Raw genomic sequence first — 15,638 nt, 5'->3', positions numbered from 1 at the left:
TTGAATTATGACTGATACACAGAATCTGTCCCCTGAACGTGAAGCTGAACGTGCGGAGGTGTTGGCCAAGGCCGAGAAGGCTCAAGAGGTAAGCCAAACGGTTCTGCTATCGACGGTGCAGAAGAACGAGCTTCTTACTGCTGCCGCGGACGCTCTGGAATCTCACTCCGCTGAGGTTCTCGAAGCTAACGAGAAGGACATCGCCGCTGGCCGCGAGCGCGGTTTCGCCGAGTCCCTCATTGACCGCCTGGCATTGGACGAGGCTCGCATCCAGGGCATCGCCGGAGGTCTGCGCCAGGTGGTGGGCCTGGCTGATCCCGTGGGTGAGATCGTTCGCGGATCCACCCGCCCGAATGGCCTGCAGCTCAAGCAGGTGCGCGTGCCGCTGGGTGTGATGGGCATGGTCTACGAGGCTCGCCCGAACGTGACCGTGGACGCCTTCGGCCTTGCCATTAAGTCCGGCAATGTTCCGCTGCTGCGTGGTTCGAAGTCCGCGCGCCACACGAACGAGAAGTTGGTGGAGATCCTCCAGAACGTGGCCGAGTCCCAGGGTTACCCGCGCGAGATTGTGCAGCTGCTGCCGTGCGAGACGCACGACTCGGTGCAGGATCTGATCACCGCCCGCGGCCTGGTGGATCTGGTGATCCCACGCGGAGGTGCAGGCCTGATCAACGCCGTGGTGACGGGTGCCACCGTTCCTACCATCGAGACCGGAACCGGTAAGTGCCACTTCTACATCGACGCCTCGGCCAAGGTGGATGAGGCCATCGAGCTGGTGATCAACGGTAAGACCCGACGCTGCTCTGTCTGCAACGCCACGGAGACCCTGTTGCTGGATGCTGCCCTGCCGGACGAGGACAAGAAGCGCGTTCTTGCTGCCCTCCAGGACGCGGGTGTGACCCTGCACGGCGAGAAGGACCAGCTGGATTCCCTGGCTGACAACGTGGTGCAGGCCGAGGAGTCCGACTGGACCGATGAGTACCTGAGCTTCGACATTGCGGTGGCGATCGTGGACGGTGTGGAGGATGCCGTGAAGCACATCCGCACGTTCTCCACGAAGCACACTGAGGGAATCTCCGCGCAAAGCTACGAGGTCACGCGCTACTTCGAGACTTTTGTGGACGCGGCCGCTATCTCCATCAACACCTCCACCGCGTGGACGGATGGCGAGATGTTCGGCTTTGGAGCAGAGATCGGTATTTCCACTCAGAAGCTCCACGCTCGTGGACCGATGGGCTTGCCGGAGCTGACCTCCACGAAGTGGGTTGTCAGCGGTAACGGCCAGGTACGCCCATAACGCGCGCCCGCTCGGGCTCACTCAGCGCTAGGCCACGAGAGTGAGTCCACACCCCAGAGTGAGCAGGAGAACATAGGGCATTTCCTTCATTCCTGCGAACTTTGGGGTCCATTTTTTTGGGTTAGCCGCGGCCTGCGGGGGAACCGTGATCGCGCGTGCCAGAGACAGCGTCATCACGATCAGCCCCAGCGCCGGCATCCACTGGTAGCCCGTTCGCGTGAGCGAATACGCGCTCATGACCAGCGCTAACGCCAGCGCGAGCCAGTGATAGCCCATGGATACGCGATAGAATCGGGCGTTTCCTTTCTCGCGGATGATGGATTTAACATAGAAGATCGTGCCGGTGAAATACAGGGCGATCATGGCGGTGGCTGTCCAGATGTCGGGCTGGGCGTCGGAAAAAAATTGGGGGAGGGGGACGCTACCACCCGCACTGACCATGACGGGATAGAGCAGGGAACTCGCCAGGGTCGTGGAGATACCCGACGCCACGCTTCTCGGCCGACGACGATAGATTTCCACCAGGGCGATCGTGACCAGGGGTAGGAAGGCGATCGCCCACCAGAGCAGGCTCGGCATGATGACGAGTGCGCTGAGCGCTGCCACGGCGGTGATGGCGCCGTAGGTCACGAGGGGAGTGGCGTAAGTTTTCTTGCGCGCGGGCGAGGAGGTTTTGAACCACAGGCCGAAGGCGAAGAAGGTGAAGTAGCCGAGCACCCAGGCGGTCATGATGGCGAGCCAGAGGAGCCAGCGGACGGGATTGCCGAGGTCAGGGCTGGTGGTGATGCCAGTGATGAAGCCGACGAGGATGGGCACGATGAGCATGGCCCAGGCGCCGTGCTGATTGGGGACCCACGGGTTGATGCCACGACGTGCGGAGCGTTTCGCGGGTCGACGCCGACGGTGTGCGTCCGTGGAAGTGTTCGTTGAGGTGCGAGCGGTGGCTGAGGGTCTCATGTGCAACATGCTCCTGGATGACCTGTTCCCAGGTGTGAGGCCTGGGAATCAGATACAGTTACTTCTTATGACGCGGGTGGCGCGAGTAGCCACGGGCGGACAAGTGAGTGTGATTATGTCAGACCCACTTAAAGTAGCATATGAGAGGCATGTTTAGGAAGGTGCGATGCGCAGTCGAATCGGGATCATGGGCGGAACATTCGACCCCATCCACAACGGGCACCTTGTTGCAGGAAGCGAAGTAGCAGACCTCTTCGACCTGGACCTCGTCTACTACGTGCCTACCGGGCAGCCGTGGCAGAAGAAGAGCCTTCGCGTCTCCCCAGCCGAAGACCGCTACCTCATGACCGTCATCGCCACGGCCAGCAACCCCCGCTTTGAAACCTCGCGCGTGGACATCGACCGCGAGGGGGACACCTTCACCATTGACACCCTCCGGGACATCCGAGCCATCCACCCGGACGCGGAACTGTTCTTCATCACCGGAGCGGACGCCCTGGATAAGATCGTGACCTGGCGCGACTGGGAAAACATGTTTGATCTCGCCAACTTCATCGGCGTGACCCGGCCGGGCTACGAACTGCCGACCGTTGACCCCAACGACCCCGACGCCCCGGAAACCCCACTGCACCACGAGCTACGCGAAGGGCGGCTGCGCCTCGTGGAAATCCCCGCGATGGCCATCAGCTCCACCGACATACGCCAACGCGCCGCCGAGGGGCGGCCCGTGTGGTACCTCGTGCCCGACGGGGTGGTCCAGTACATCGCAAAACACGGCATGTACAGCACGCGCTAGATACATCACACGCAGGTACGTGCGCTACCATAGTGCGTGAAGATTCCTTATACAACACCTGCCGCTTCGAAAGGCTGACCCATTTGACTGCCACCGCAGAATCTATCCACATCGCAGGCATCGCCGCACGCGCCGCCTCCGACAAGCTCGCTGAAGACATCCTGGTGATCGACGTCTCCCAGCGCCTCGCCATTACCGACTGCTTCGTTGTTGCCTCCGGTGACAACGAACGCCAGGTCAACGCCATCGTTGACGAAGTGGAAGATCAGCTGTCCGACGAAGGCTTCAAGCCCACCCGCCGCGAAGGCCGCGGCGAAGGCCACTGGGTTCTGCTGGACTACGGCTCCATCGTTGTGCACGTCCAGCGCAAGCAGGAACGTGAGTTCTACGCCCTGGACCGCCTGTGGGCAGACGCCCCACAGATCGAGGTCGAGGGCGTGGAGCAGGTAGAGCGCTCCGAGGTGTGGTCTGACGACACCTCCATCGACATCCTGGACGCCACCAGCGTGGACGACCTCCCACTGGCAGGCCCCACCCCGGACACGGACGAGCTCTAGACACCATGAAGGGTGAGCGTCGACTCGTGCTCGTCCGTCACGGGCAGACTGAATACAACGCGACGGGCCGGATGCAGGGCCAGCTGGACACCGAACTGTCGGAGCGGGGTCGTCAGCAGGTGCGCCAGGCGTCGGAGGTATTAAAGGATTGGGACGTCTCCGCAGTCATCTCCAGCGACCTCGTCCGGGCACGGGAGACGGCGGAGATTCTCGCCAGCGGGTGGGGAACGCCCCTGACGACCGACCCACGTCTGCGGGAGACAGATCTGGGGCGCTGGCAGGGGGCGAGCCACGCCGAGATCGACCGGGATTACCCAGGACAACGGGCGTATTGGCGCCACGACCCCCAGTGGGCACCACCCGGCGGAGAAAGCCGCGTCCAGGTCGCTGAACGCGCCTTCTCCCTGGTTAACGACGTGATGCACTCCGAGGCCTTCGGCGATGGGGGCCTGGTGGTGATGGTTGCTCACGGCGGGACCATCGGCGCGCTCACCGCACGGTTGTTGGGCCTGCCGCTCAGCCATGTTCAGATTTTCTCCGGACTGGGCAACGTGCACTGGTCCCAACTGCTGGCCCGTCCGCAGCTGACCAGTGCTCCCGGGCAGACCAGCCCACCGGCCATTGACGGTTCCACCGTACCCCTCGTGCCGTCGGCGGACCCAGAGTGGTTCAGCTCGCCGGCCTGGCACCTCGAAGGGTGGAACATCAGCGCGTCGATGACGGAGCTGGCCCACGGCAGCGTGGGCACATCCAACCCTGATGAAGGGGAGTCTCAATGACCGTCTACGTTGTCACGGATACCTCCAGCTGCCTGCCGGCCACCATGGCCGAGGACGCGGAGATCACGGTCCTTCCGCTGCATCTGTCCGGCGAGGGGGCAGATGCAACCACCGCTGGCTTGGGCCAGTTAGAGCTCACCGCGGCATATGCGCGCCTGCTGGAACGCGGTGGTGACGACGGGGTGGTGGCGCTGCACTTGTCGAAGGAGCTTTCGGCCACGTGGAGCAACGCGGAGACGGCCGCGGCGATCTTCGAGGAGAAGGTGCAGGTGATTGATTCGCAGAGCGCCGGCATGGTCCTGGGGTATGCGGCCGTTGCCGCGGCGCTCAAGGCGCGAGAGGGGGCAAGCCTCGAGGAGGTTGCCCAGACTGCGCGCGACGTCATCGATCACGCATCCCTGTGGCTGTATGTCCCCCGCGTGGAGGCGCTGCGCAAGGGTGGCCGGCTGTCCACGGGTCAATCCTTGCTGACCACCACGCTGGCCACCCGCCCGGTGTTTCAGCTGGAGGAGGGCAAGTTGTCCGTGGCGTCCAAGGCCCGTACGCAGTCCAAGGCGCTGGACAGGATTATCGATCTGCTGCAGGAAAAGATCCTGCCCGGCGCGCTGGAGGCCGTGCGTGCCGCCACCGCGAGGGCCAAGGACGAGCACCATGACGAGGTCAAGGCGCGTCATCGCACGAAGACGAAGGCGATGCTGGACATCGTGAACCCCAAGAAGTCGGACGCAGACCAGGAGAACCCGGACACCGCCTGGAATCCCGCGGAGGCGCTGAAGGAAAGGACCGCCGCGGCGCGCCTGGAGGCCCTGAATCTGTTGGATGCGCCCCGCAGCGCGCGGATTGCGATCCACACCGAAGAGGCCACGGAGGTGGCTGTGGAGCTCAAGGAGCGGATCGATGCGATGGTGGAGGAGATGACCCAGGCTAACAGCCAGCTTGAGGTTGTGGTGGATGTGGTGACTATTCCGCCAGTGCTGAGTACGCACACGGGCCCCGGCGCGGTGGCGATTGCGCTGGTGCTGGATGCACGCACTCCCAGTGTGGTGATGCAGCCTGAGGCGGTCGACGAGCTCTGAGTTTTCCACACCCCGTGAGTTATCCACAGGGTCCAGGGCTTTCCTGGAGGGATCCTCATAATGACCGACGCCACGGCACACCACTGTATGGCATCGTCCTGAGGTATGGGAGCACAACCTTCATCCGCTACGCTGCGCGCCATCCAGGAAAGAATCGAGTCATTCGTCCAGCCGATGGCGGAGCATGACGTTCAGACTGTTGATGTAGAAACTCGAACGGCCCTTCACCCTCGGTCGGCTAAAGCCTTGATTGTTGTGGTGGCTGTGGCCACGGTGGCTGTGGGGATCGTGCTGGGACTTAAAGTCATGGGCGGGGAGCCATCTGAGCCAGAGGCAGGGGGAGTGTCTCAGTGGGGACAGCTTGCCCCGGCGGGACAGGACACGGCTGGTGGCACTGCCAGTAGTGCCACGGTGAGCGCTGATGCGCGGAACTCCACGGCAGGGCAGGATTCGGCGGCGGTGGGGGCGTCGGATAAAACGGACACGATCGCGACCGCGGAGAGGGCCGCGGGGCCGGCGGTGGTGAGTATTCAAGGGATGGTGGCGCATCCTGGCCTGCTGCGTCTGGATCCCAGCACGCGGGTGGGGGAGGCCATTGATGCTGCTGGGGGAACTGTGCCGGGGGCGAATATCGTGGCGATTAACCTGGCCGCCAGGATTAGCGATGGGATGCAGATCGTGGTCGATGATCACGGTTCGACGGTGGTGGATAGCTTGGTGCGCGCGCCTGGGGAAGTGGCGCCGGCGGCTGGGTCTGGTACTGCGGGCGGTGGTGTGGGAGTAGGACCAGGCGGCACGATTAACTTAAACACAGCCACCGAGGCGCAGCTTCAAACCCTACAAGGTGTGGGGCCCTCCACGGCCCGGGCCATCATCGCCTGGCGGGAAGCCAACGGCCGCTTCGCATCCGTGGAACAACTCCTGGAAGTCAAGGGGATTGGGCCCGCCAAATTCGATGCGATCAAGGGGTCCGTGAGCATTGGTTAAACACTGGATCCGGCGCACAGGACTGCTGGGAGTACCCATCGCCACAGTTGCGATGACGCCGCAGCAGGCCGCGGAGCGCGACCCATTTTCCCCGGAAGCCATCGCCTCCCGCAGAGGGAGGGACCTGCGTCTGCTGCCCGTGGCCGTGGCGAGCTGGGCCGCGGTGGCGCTCACGGTGGTGGAGCGCGCGATGTGGATCGCCGGGGTGTGTGTCTGCGTGATGGTTCTGTCCATGGGCGCCTTCGCTTACCTGCGACGGAGCTCACCGCGCGGTGCACAGGCGGTGCGCCGGAAGGAGCGGATTCAGGCGAGTCTGGTGATGCTGGGTGCCGCGGCCTTCGTGGCCGGAGCCCTGTCTGCCAGTTGTGCCGCGCGCATGCATGTGATCGAACGGCACCCGCTGGTGCGGGAATCGGTGACGCACGCGCACCCGAGCTCGCACGTGAACACGTACCCGCACACGCATACGGGGATCGTGGCCGTGGCCGGGATGCCGAAGCCACTGACGAGCACGGGCGTGATGGTTTCCGTCCGAATTGAGGGGTTGGGGACGGTGCCGCTGTTCTTCTCTGCGGTGCACGCACACGGGCCGGGTGGGGCTGCGCAGGACCTGCGGCCTGGACAGAGGATCGATGTGGCTTTTCGGGTGCAACAGGCGAGCCAGGTGGCGGGCCAGGCGGCAGAGACACGTTCACGGACGCGCGCAGGCATGATCCCCGTGACACTGCGGGCCACGCGCTCCATCAATTCGGTGGAGGATCCGCGCGGGGTGTGGGCCGTGACGTACTGGCTCCGCTCTGGGCTGGTGGCGGCCTCCGAAGCCATGCCGGGGGATACTGGGGATGTGGTGCCCGGCATGGTGGTGGGCGATACCACTATGCAACCGCAGGAGCTCCGCGAAGATTTTGTAGCGACGGGCTTAAGTCACCTGAGCGCGGTCAGTGGTGCGAATTGCGCCATCGTCATGGCCACGGCCATGATGGTGGCGAGCATGTGCGGCGCTGGCAGATGGACGCGCCTGGCGGCGGCCGCATTGGCGCTCGCCGGCTTCGTGTTGCTGGTGGGTCCTGAGCCCAGCGTGTTACGCGCAGCCGTGATGGGAAGCATCGGCTTGGTGGCGGTGGCCACCGCACTGTGGCGCGACATCGTGGCGACCGCATGCTGGGCGGTCTTGGGGTTGCTGTGGTGGGACCCAGGGTTGTCTGTGAACTACGGCTTCGTGCTCTCCATGGTGGCGACGGTCGGCATCGTGATCCTGGGTCCCTGGTGGTCCCGAGCTGTGCTGTGGCGATGGTGGCGCTATATGGAACGCCGTTTTCATAAGCGCCCACCGCTGTGGCACGCGATGCTGGTGCGCATGGTGATGGTCTCGGCCGCTGCGGACGTGGTCACCGCTCCGGTTATTATGCACATGACCGGTCGCATGTCTGTGGTCGCTATTCCCGCTAATGTCCTTGTCAGCTGGGCTGTGCCGATCGTGACCGTGTGTGGTCTGCTTCTTGCGCTGTTGGGAGCATTGTGGGTCAGCGTGGCAGCGGTGCCTGTTGTGGGTGCGCTGCTGCATGGGCTGGTGCTCGTCGCGGGGCTTGCTGCTGTCCCAGGTGGCTGGTGGATTCAAGGGGTGGGGCGGAGCCTTGCGCGCTGCCCACATGTGGAAGCTCCAGCGGGAACCGTGTCTATGCTGTGCATGCTGGCGGGGATCGCAGTCACCATGGCACTCATCAGGTACAGGCGCTCCTGGTGGGCACCGTGGGCGCTGGGGATGACGCTGGTGGTGAGCGCGGGAGTATTCCGCTGGGGAAGTGTCACTCTGGTGAGCCCCACGGACGCCCCAGAACAGTGGTCCGTGCCGGAGCGAGTGGATGTGCGCGGGCTGCGTGTGGTCGAAACCCACGACGACACGCAGACACTTCGGGTGCAACCACCTGCGGCGGATGTCATCATCGATCGCACCTGCGGTAAGAGCTATGGCCGTCCCACGCTCAACCCCCAGGGCATCCCCGTGCTCTACCCGTGCCGAGATGGCGTGCGCCTTGTGGAATGATGGACACCATGCCTTCACCATCGCGCTCGGCCGCTCAGCCCCCGGCACCCATTCATGTCATTGCGGGTGCTGACGAATTCTTGGCAGAACGACGCCGGCAGGAGATCGTCGACGCCACTCGTTCCTATGAACAGGATCCCCATATCCCGGTGGAAACATTCAAGGCCAATGAGGTGGATCCCGGTGTACTCGCGGAATTGCTGAGCCCCTCGCTGTTCTCCGACAGCAGGATCATCGTGATTCATGGCGTGGAGGATTGCGGTAAAGAACCCTTGGGGTTCATCACCGCAGCGATGGAGCAGCCGGTCCCGGGTATGGTGCTGATCATCATCCACAAGGGGACCGGCCGGAACAAGAAGATGGTGCAGACCTGGGCGGGGATGGGCGCACAGATGCACGAGGCCGCAGAGCTGCGGCCCCGGGAGAAGCAGGCTTTTGTGGACCAGGAGTTCCGCAGGCATGGCACGCGGGTCTCACCCGATGTGGTCCAACTGTTGCTGGAGGTGGTGGGAAGCGACCTTCGCGAGCTGGCGAGCGCTGTCAGCCAGCTCGTCGCCGATACCAATGGATCCATCGATACGGCAGCGGTGAAGCGCTACTACACAGGCAAGGCAGAGGTCACGGGCTTCGACATTGCCGATTACGCCGTGGTGGGCAATGTGGCCGCAGCAGCGTCTCTGACGCGGCGTGCGCTTCAACTGGGGGAAAGCCCCGTGATGATCTCCGCAGCATTAAACCGGAACGTCAGCGGTATCGCCAAGGTGGTGGGGGCAGGACGGATTGACTCGCGCCGGGACGCGTCACGGTTTGGGATGGCCCCCTGGCAACTCGACCGCACCATCAAAACGGCGCGCCACTGGACCCCGGCCATGGTGGCCCGCGCGGTGCAGATCCTCGCCGAGTTGGACGCCGGTGTGAAGGGCGGGAGCGCCAGCGCGGACTATGCGCTGGAACACGGTGTGATCACGCTTGCCCGTCTGGTGGCTCAGCGCGGCGGGACGCGCTGAGCAGGGACTAGAACTTGGAACCGAATCCGCGCCACACACCAGCGTGAATGGCCTCGTCATAACGGTTCTCGAAGGCGTACGAGCGGGTTTCTTCCCACGTGTCCACGCCACCGTCGAGGTGTGCCCCGAGCATCGCGCCCGTCAGGGAGCCGCGCGTATTGCGGTTACCGGACCAGTTCACCGCCACATGCAGGAAGTCGTGCGGTGCGTACTGATCGCGGTGATCCAGATACAACTGGGACAGCAGCAGGGACGTGACGGTGCACGAACCGGCGTCCCATCCTCGGCCGAGGATCTGCGTGAACTTCCGGCTGGAACGGTAAAGCTCCTCGAAGTCGCCCTTCTCCAGGAACGGTGTGAGGTATTTGCGGCATTCCTTGGCGCGCTCAACCAACTCGATGAGTGGCACGTCGGGGCCCGTGAGGTCACGGATGAGTGCCTCGTTCAGGTCCTTCAGAATGTCGGACTTTTCCTCGGAGGTGAGCAGCTCGTCGGCGTCGAAGAATGCATCACCAGCAAGGCCGGACGCCGTTTCCAGCAGGTCACAATCGGATTCGGTGAGCAGTGCAGCGGCGGCCACCGCAGCTGAGGCGCGCGATACGCCGGAGTCGTGGGTCAGCATGGCCTGCAATACGGACCAGCCCACGCCTTCATTCACAGGGGCCAGCAGTGCGCTGGCTGCCACGCGCATCACTGCTCCGGAACCGCCGGAGTGGGTGGCGGCATCCCACCAGTGATCGATGCCGACTTCTTCCAGGCGCTCCAGGGACTCGGTGTTGGATGCGCCGGGGAAGCGGTCGTAGTCCGGGTCGCGGTGGTAGGCCACGAAGTGCGTGCCGATGGTTTCCATACCCGCTTGGCGCTCGAGCTTGTCTTCGTCGATTGTGCGCATCGCGGCGGCCAGAGCCAAGGTCATCTGCGTGTCATCGCTGATGATGAGTTTTTCTGGCAGTGGGGTGGATTCGGGCTGGGGAGGCAGTTGGTAGGGGTATCCCCACGCATCGCCCAACGCGGTACCGAACAGGGCGGAGCGGAAACGAGCCTTCATGGGAAACTAACTCTCCTGAAAAAGTGGTGATGAGTGCGTTGTGATCGAGTGTGTACTGTGTTCGTGGAATAGAGAAAACCCGCACCACAAGAGGAATCTATAGGTGCGGGTATCCAAGCATAGCGAAAATGCTGAGCGTGTGGCTCCAGCTTAGGCCATCTTGTTGAAGCGCTGAGCCATACCGGACTTCTTGTTCGCCGCGTTGTTGCGGTGAATGGTGCCCTTGGTCACAGCCTTGTCGTACAGACGGGATGCAACACGGAGCTGAGCTTCTGCAGCGGCCTTATCGCCAGACTCAACGGCCTCGTTGAACTTGCGGGTTTCGGTGCGCAGGCGGGAACGGATGGCCTGGTTACGCTGACGAGCGATCTCGTTGGTGAGAACGCGCTTCTTCTGCTGCTTGATGTTTGCCATGGGTGGCTTACCTCTTTCAGTTGAAACAAAGATTCACGTGGGGTTTCGCGGCTCACGGGATTGCGTGTGAAGCGGTCTCTAACACCCTGCCCAAGGTCCTGCAGGATGCGGCTTCAGACTCCCACGTGCAGAGCGTTGAAGTGTGAACTTTAGACACTTTAGCAGCATCCTACTTCCAGCCATAATCTTCCCTGAGGCGCGCCGCGATGCGCTCGAAGCGGCGTTCTGGCATGCGCGTGCCCCGTCGAAGAATAAATGTTTCTGGAATCAGAAGCGTTTTGTCCACGCGGATCCAGCTCTCTGGGGTGGAGTCGTTCCACGGTCCGCTGCCGATGGGCAGCCAGTTGTGCTCGTTGGCATGCTGGGAATGAGAGGAGATCAGCAGTCCCAGCAGCGTGTGGTTGTTGCGGCCGATGAGCAGCACCGCCCGCTGTTCGTGAGCGGAGACCTTATCGAAACGAAGGTTGGCCCACACCACCTCACCCGGCTCGGCCTGGCCGTCCATATCGGGCGCGTAGATGATGGTCCGCGCGAGCTCTCGCGTGGGGCGCTTCAGTGTGACGTCGAGGTGCTGGAGGTGCGCCAGCGGCTCCTTGGACAGCCCGAGCTGCGCCTCGAGGCCCTGCAGTCCTTCGTCGAGTTTGGAACGGTGGCGGAAGTGCTTGTTGACGAAGCCCGCCAGCCAATTTTTCACGCCACCCGGGGAGCGCTTTTCCTCGTCGGACCCTGGCGTGGCATGCGTGGTGGACTCGAAGTGTCCGTCCGTGTGGTGTGGATGTTGTGGCTCATCCATGGGATCGTGCATAGCCCTAAACATTACTCCCATTGTGGGCGGTGCGTTGCCTTATGTCCTTTTGTCCTAGGTCTAGTAGGGTAAGCGGGGACAAGCGCGGCGATGCGACGCGTGTCGTTTAGTTAGTGTTGAAACATCTCTCGAGAAGGACCACGGCAATGGCTGCGAAGCAGAGCAATTACGCAACGGACACGTTCACTGACCCGTCGCGTATCCGAAATTTCTGCATTATCGCCCACATCGATCATGGCAAGTCCACCCTTGCCGATCGCATTTTGCAGTTGTCCGAGGTGGTGGATGCCCGCGAGATGCGCGACCAGTATCTCGACAACATGGACATCGAGCGCGAACGCGGCATCACCATCAAGGCTCAGAATGTGCGCCTCCCCTGGGTGCCGCGCTCCGGTGCCCATGAGGGCGAGCAGCTGGTGATGCACCTGATCGATACGCCGGGACACGTGGACTTCACCTACGAGGTCTCCCGCGCGCTGGAGGCCTGCGAAGGCTGCATCTTGCTGGTGGATGCCGCCCAGGGCATTGAGGCGCAGACTCTGGCGAACCTGTACCTGGCCATGGAAAACGACTTGGAGATCATCCCTGTTCTGAACAAGATTGATCTTCCCGCCGCGGACCCTGAGAAATACGCGATGGAAATTGCGCACATCATCGGATGCGAACCCGAGGATGTCCTGCGCGTCTCCGGCAAGACTGGCCAGGGCGTGCCCGAGTTGCTGGATAGGGTTGCTGAGCTTGTTCCGCCGCCATCGACTGATTATGGTGCCGACGCCCCGGCGCGCGCAATGATTTTCGACTCGGTCTATGACACCTACCGAGGTGTGGTGACCTACATCCGCATGATTGACGGCAAGCTCAACCCGCGCCAGAAGGTGGTCATGATGTCCACGGGTGCGACCCATGAGCTGCTGGAGGTGGGGATTGTGTCTCCCACGATGCAGAAGTGCGATGGCCTGGGCCCAGGCGAGGTGGGCTACCTGATCACGGGTGTGAAGAACGTCCGTGAGACGAAGGTGGGCGACACCGTGACGTGGGCGAACAAGGGAGCCGAGGAGCCGCTGAAGGGCTACCAGGATCCGAAGCCGATGGTGTATTCGGGATTGTTCCCCATCTCCCAGGCGGATTTCCCCGACCTGCGTGATGCACTGGAGAAGCTGCAGCTCAACGATGCGTCCTTGACGTATGAGCCCGAGACCTCGGTGGCGCTGGGCTTCGGTTTCCGCTGCGGCTTCCTGGGACTGTTGCACATGGAGATCACCCGCGACCGCCTGGAGCGAGAGTTCGGCCTTGATCTGATTTCCACGGCTCCGTCGGTGACGTACCGGGTGGTGGCCGAAGACGGTTCGGAGACGTTCGTACACAACCCGTCGGACTGGCCAGGAGGCAAGCTGCGCGAGGTGTACGAGCCGATCGTGAAGATGACGATCATCGTGCCCGAAGAGTTCGTGGGTTCCACGATGGAGCTATGCCAGTCCAAGCGCGGCCAGATGGGCGGCATGGACTATCTGTCGGAAGACCGCGTGGAGTTGCGCTACACCATGCCGCTGGGCGAGATCATCTTCGACTTCTTTGACATGCTGAAGTCCCGCACGAAGGGCTACGCCTCCTTGAACTATGAGGAGGCCGGTGAACAGCAGGCGGACCTGGTGAAGGTGGACATTCTGCTCAATGGCGATCCGGTGGATGCCTTCTCCGCGATTGTCCACCGCGATTCCGCGCAGTGGTACGGAAACAAGATGACGAAGAAGCTGAAGGAGCTTATCCCTCGCCAGCAGTTTGAGGTTCCCGTTCAGGCTGCGATTGGAACCAAGGTCATTGCCCGTGAGAACATCCGCGCCATGCGGAAGGATGTGCTGGCTAAGTGCTACGGTGGCGACATTTCGCGTAAGCGCAAACTGCTGGAGAAGCAGAAGGCCGGTAAGAAGCGCATGAAGTCCATCGGTTCGGTGTCCGTCCCCCAGGAAGCATTCGTGGCCGCCTTGTCCACGGACTCCAACTAGGAAATCTTAATCAGTACTTTTCCTTGTACGTGGCCTTCTTCCACGGCAGCGAAGGCCTCGGCGGCCTGGTCAAAGCTGTAGACCTTGGACACCCGTGGCGTGAACTCGTTGGCGCCCAGGAGGGACACTAATTCGCTAAAGACCTCGGTGGTGCGCCGGCGCGTGATCCCGGAGCCGCCGTATTCCTCGGCGGTAGCGGAATCCGCCAGGGATCGTAGCACCACACCGGAGCCAGACGTGCAGAGATTCTCCGCAGTAGTGCGGAGAATCTCGCCACCCACCAGATCAATGATCGCGTCCACGCGAGGGCTGGGCAGGCCGCTGACCGTGGTGTGTAGAGTGTCCAGCCAGTCGTCCTGGTTTGTGGAGACCTGCTGCGCGCCAAAGCCCTGAACGAAGGCGCGCTTAGAAGCCGACGACGTCGCACCGATCACCTTCATACCCAGATGCCGGGCAAGCTGGATGGCGTGCGTACCCACACCTCCACCGGCCCCCAGGATCAACAGTGTTTTATCTCTCAGGCTGGCGGAAGCGCCCTCGTTCGTGCGGACCTCGTCTGCGATGCTCTGCAGCGTATCCCACGCGGTGCCTGCAGCGACCGGGATACAGGTGGCGAGTTCACCGGGAACCCCATCAGGGATGCGTGCGGTCTGATCCGCATCCAGCAGTACCGCTGTATCACTGGCGGCTCCCGTGCCCGCCAGGGTTCCGCCGAACACCCAGTCACCGGGGTGGACCGTCTGAGCGAGGGCATGGTTGGGATCGACGGCGATCACCACACCGGTAGCTTCTCTGCCCATGGCCATGGGAAAGTTCACGGGAAAGGCACCCTGGCGCTGGCCAGAGCGCACCTTGATGTCCGCAGGATTTACACCCACGTATTTCGGCCGAATCAGCACGCTTCCCGGCTGGAGGGTTGGCTCCTCCACGTCAAGAAAGGTGCTGACGTCCTGTGATCCAAATTCCTGAAAACCAAAGATGCGCATGCCCTCTACAGTAGCGCGGCAGGCTAACACACCGGATGCTTCACTGTTGCACTGATGCGTGAGCGTTCGGCACGGAGATGAAGCACTGAGATGAAAATGGCAGCGCATCCGGTGATTAAAACGGCGGCGGAGGTGGTGCGGTCAGGGACCTGCGGCGCCGATGCACACGAGTCTGCCCCAGATCCATCATCTCCCCGGTTTTATACCCCTTCGTGAATGCATGGGGATCCACCTGCGATTGCGAGCGGAATCTCGATGTCTTCAGGAAAGGAAAATGCTCCTGCGCCAGGAGATCTGCGGCACGGGCATCATCGAGGAGAACCAGATCGCCCGACTGCCCATCGCGACCATAGTCGGCCGTGTGCTGGGCCTCAATGTCGTAGAGCCGGCTGTGAATTTTCTCAATGAACCCCAACATCCACGAGCGCTTCGCCCGGCGAGTGTGCACCGCATCGGCCCATAATTGATCGCCGTGGTCTTTGGCACCAGCGATCATCTGGGGATTCAAAATATCGAACAAAATGGTGACCCGATCAATGTGATGGGGAAGTCCAAAGAGCACCGCGCGCTTCACAGTGCGCTTGTTGTATTGGTGATAACGTACCGTGCGGCAGTGCAGAATGCTTGCGATGGATAACAAGAGCCGAAATTGCAGATCGCTGTAGGAACCAGCGAAGTTAATATCTTTACGTATTGCTTGGCGCTCATTACCTTTGTCCAGCTGGCTGGCTTCCACCCCGTATTTTGCCATCAGCTCGAATGCTTTTGCCTCGAAGACGTCCCCCTCTGGAGTGCCCTGACGATCCTGCGCTTGACGCAGCAGTTTCGCCACTTTATCCCGAATGGACCCCTGATCGTTCAGTGCGGCCATATGCTCCCCCT

15 protein-coding genes are annotated in these 15,638 nt (G+C 62.3%); 9 read left to right on the top strand and 6 right to left on the bottom strand.

The genetic code is table 11. From position 1 onward, the window contains the following. Positions 1-7: 7 nt before the first annotated feature. A complete protein-coding gene (locus GC425_RS06805; protein ID WP_151844466.1) occupies positions 8-1,297 on the top strand; it encodes a glutamate-5-semialdehyde dehydrogenase in 1,290 nt (429 codons plus the stop codon). A gap of 27 nt (positions 1,298-1,324) precedes the next feature. On the opposite strand, the gene GC425_RS06800 is transcribed toward GC425_RS06805, so the two are convergent. After that, positions 1,325-2,254: a YwiC-like family protein gene (locus GC425_RS06800; protein WP_151844465.1), complete on the bottom strand. Its 930-nt coding sequence runs from the start codon at positions 2,252-2,254 to the stop codon at positions 1,325-1,327. A gap of 166 nt (positions 2,255-2,420) precedes the next feature. On the opposite strand from GC425_RS06800, the gene nadD reads away from it, so the two are divergent. From nadD to holA, 7 genes are all read left to right on the top strand, one after another. Further along, positions 2,421-3,050, top strand: a complete 630-nt coding sequence (nadD, locus tag GC425_RS06795; RefSeq protein WP_151842964.1) for a nicotinate-nucleotide adenylyltransferase — start codon at positions 2,421-2,423, stop codon at positions 3,048-3,050. A gap of 83 nt (positions 3,051-3,133) precedes the next feature. Then, complete coding sequence (gene rsfS / locus GC425_RS06790; protein WP_151842965.1) at positions 3,134-3,607, top strand: ribosome silencing factor; 474 nt, start codon at positions 3,134-3,136, stop codon at positions 3,605-3,607. A gap of 5 nt (positions 3,608-3,612) precedes the next feature. Beyond that, entirely contained in the window at positions 3,613-4,386 is a 774-nt protein-coding gene (locus GC425_RS06785) for a histidine phosphatase family protein (protein WP_151844464.1), read from the top strand. Further along, positions 4,383-5,462, top strand: coding sequence for a DegV family protein (locus GC425_RS06780; RefSeq protein WP_151844463.1), 1,080 nt, complete (start codon positions 4,383-4,385; stop codon positions 5,460-5,462). Before GC425_RS06785 ends, GC425_RS06780 begins: the two co-directional genes overlap by 4 nt. Positions 5,463-5,567: 105 nt before the next feature. Continuing rightward, positions 5,568-6,449, top strand: coding sequence for a helix-hairpin-helix domain-containing protein (locus GC425_RS06775; protein ID WP_151844462.1), 882 nt, complete (start codon positions 5,568-5,570; stop codon positions 6,447-6,449). Next, positions 6,442-8,493: a ComEC/Rec2 family competence protein gene (locus tag GC425_RS06770; RefSeq protein WP_151844461.1), complete on the top strand. Its 2,052-nt coding sequence runs from the start codon at positions 6,442-6,444 to the stop codon at positions 8,491-8,493. The genes GC425_RS06775 and GC425_RS06770 overlap by 8 nt, the downstream gene beginning before the upstream one ends. 8 nt (positions 8,494-8,501) lie before the next feature. Continuing rightward, a complete protein-coding gene (gene holA, locus GC425_RS06765) occupies positions 8,502-9,500 on the top strand; it encodes a DNA polymerase III subunit delta (RefSeq protein ID WP_151844460.1) in 999 nt (332 codons plus the stop codon). Positions 9,501-9,507: 7 nt separating this feature from the next. On the opposite strand, the gene GC425_RS06760 is transcribed toward holA, so the two are convergent. From GC425_RS06760 to GC425_RS06750, 3 genes are all read right to left on the bottom strand, one after another. Then, positions 9,508-10,548: an ADP-ribosylglycohydrolase family protein gene (locus GC425_RS06760; RefSeq protein ID WP_151842971.1), complete on the bottom strand. Its 1,041-nt coding sequence runs from the start codon at positions 10,546-10,548 to the stop codon at positions 9,508-9,510. Between the two features lie 150 nt (positions 10,549-10,698). Beyond that, entirely contained in the window at positions 10,699-10,962 is a 264-nt protein-coding gene (gene rpsT / locus GC425_RS06755) for a 30S ribosomal protein S20 (protein ID WP_151842972.1), read from the bottom strand. 169 nt (positions 10,963-11,131) lie between these two features. Beyond that, positions 11,132-11,755, bottom strand: coding sequence for a type II toxin-antitoxin system PemK/MazF family toxin (locus tag GC425_RS06750; protein WP_151844459.1), 624 nt, complete (start codon positions 11,753-11,755; stop codon positions 11,132-11,134). 158 nt (positions 11,756-11,913) lie between these two features. On the opposite strand from GC425_RS06750, the gene lepA reads away from it, so the two are divergent. Beyond that, positions 11,914-13,770 carry a translation elongation factor 4 gene (lepA, locus tag GC425_RS06745; RefSeq protein WP_151844458.1) on the top strand — a complete coding sequence of 619 codons (1,857 nt, stop codon included), beginning with the start codon at positions 11,914-11,916 and terminating at the stop codon, positions 13,768-13,770. On the opposite strand, the gene GC425_RS06740 is transcribed toward lepA, so the two are convergent. Both GC425_RS06740 and GC425_RS06735 read right to left on the bottom strand, forming a co-directional pair. Next, positions 13,767-14,756, bottom strand: coding sequence for an NADP-dependent oxidoreductase (locus GC425_RS06740; protein WP_151844457.1), 990 nt, complete (start codon positions 14,754-14,756; stop codon positions 13,767-13,769). The two genes, lepA and GC425_RS06740, sit on opposite strands and share 4 nt — an antisense overlap. 115 nt (positions 14,757-14,871) lie before the next feature. Further along, on the bottom strand, positions 14,872-15,627 hold the full coding sequence (locus GC425_RS06735; RefSeq protein ID WP_151844456.1) for a DUF2786 domain-containing protein: 756 nt from the start codon (positions 15,625-15,627) through the stop codon (positions 14,872-14,874). Positions 15,628-15,638: the final 11 nt, after the last annotated feature.

This window comes from Corynebacterium sp. zg254 (assembly GCF_024701495.1).
In the GTDB taxonomy this organism is placed as follows: domain Bacteria; phylum Actinomycetota; class Actinomycetes; order Mycobacteriales; family Mycobacteriaceae; genus Corynebacterium; species Corynebacterium zhongnanshanii.
This window is presented reverse-complemented; position numbering and strand designations above follow the sequence as displayed.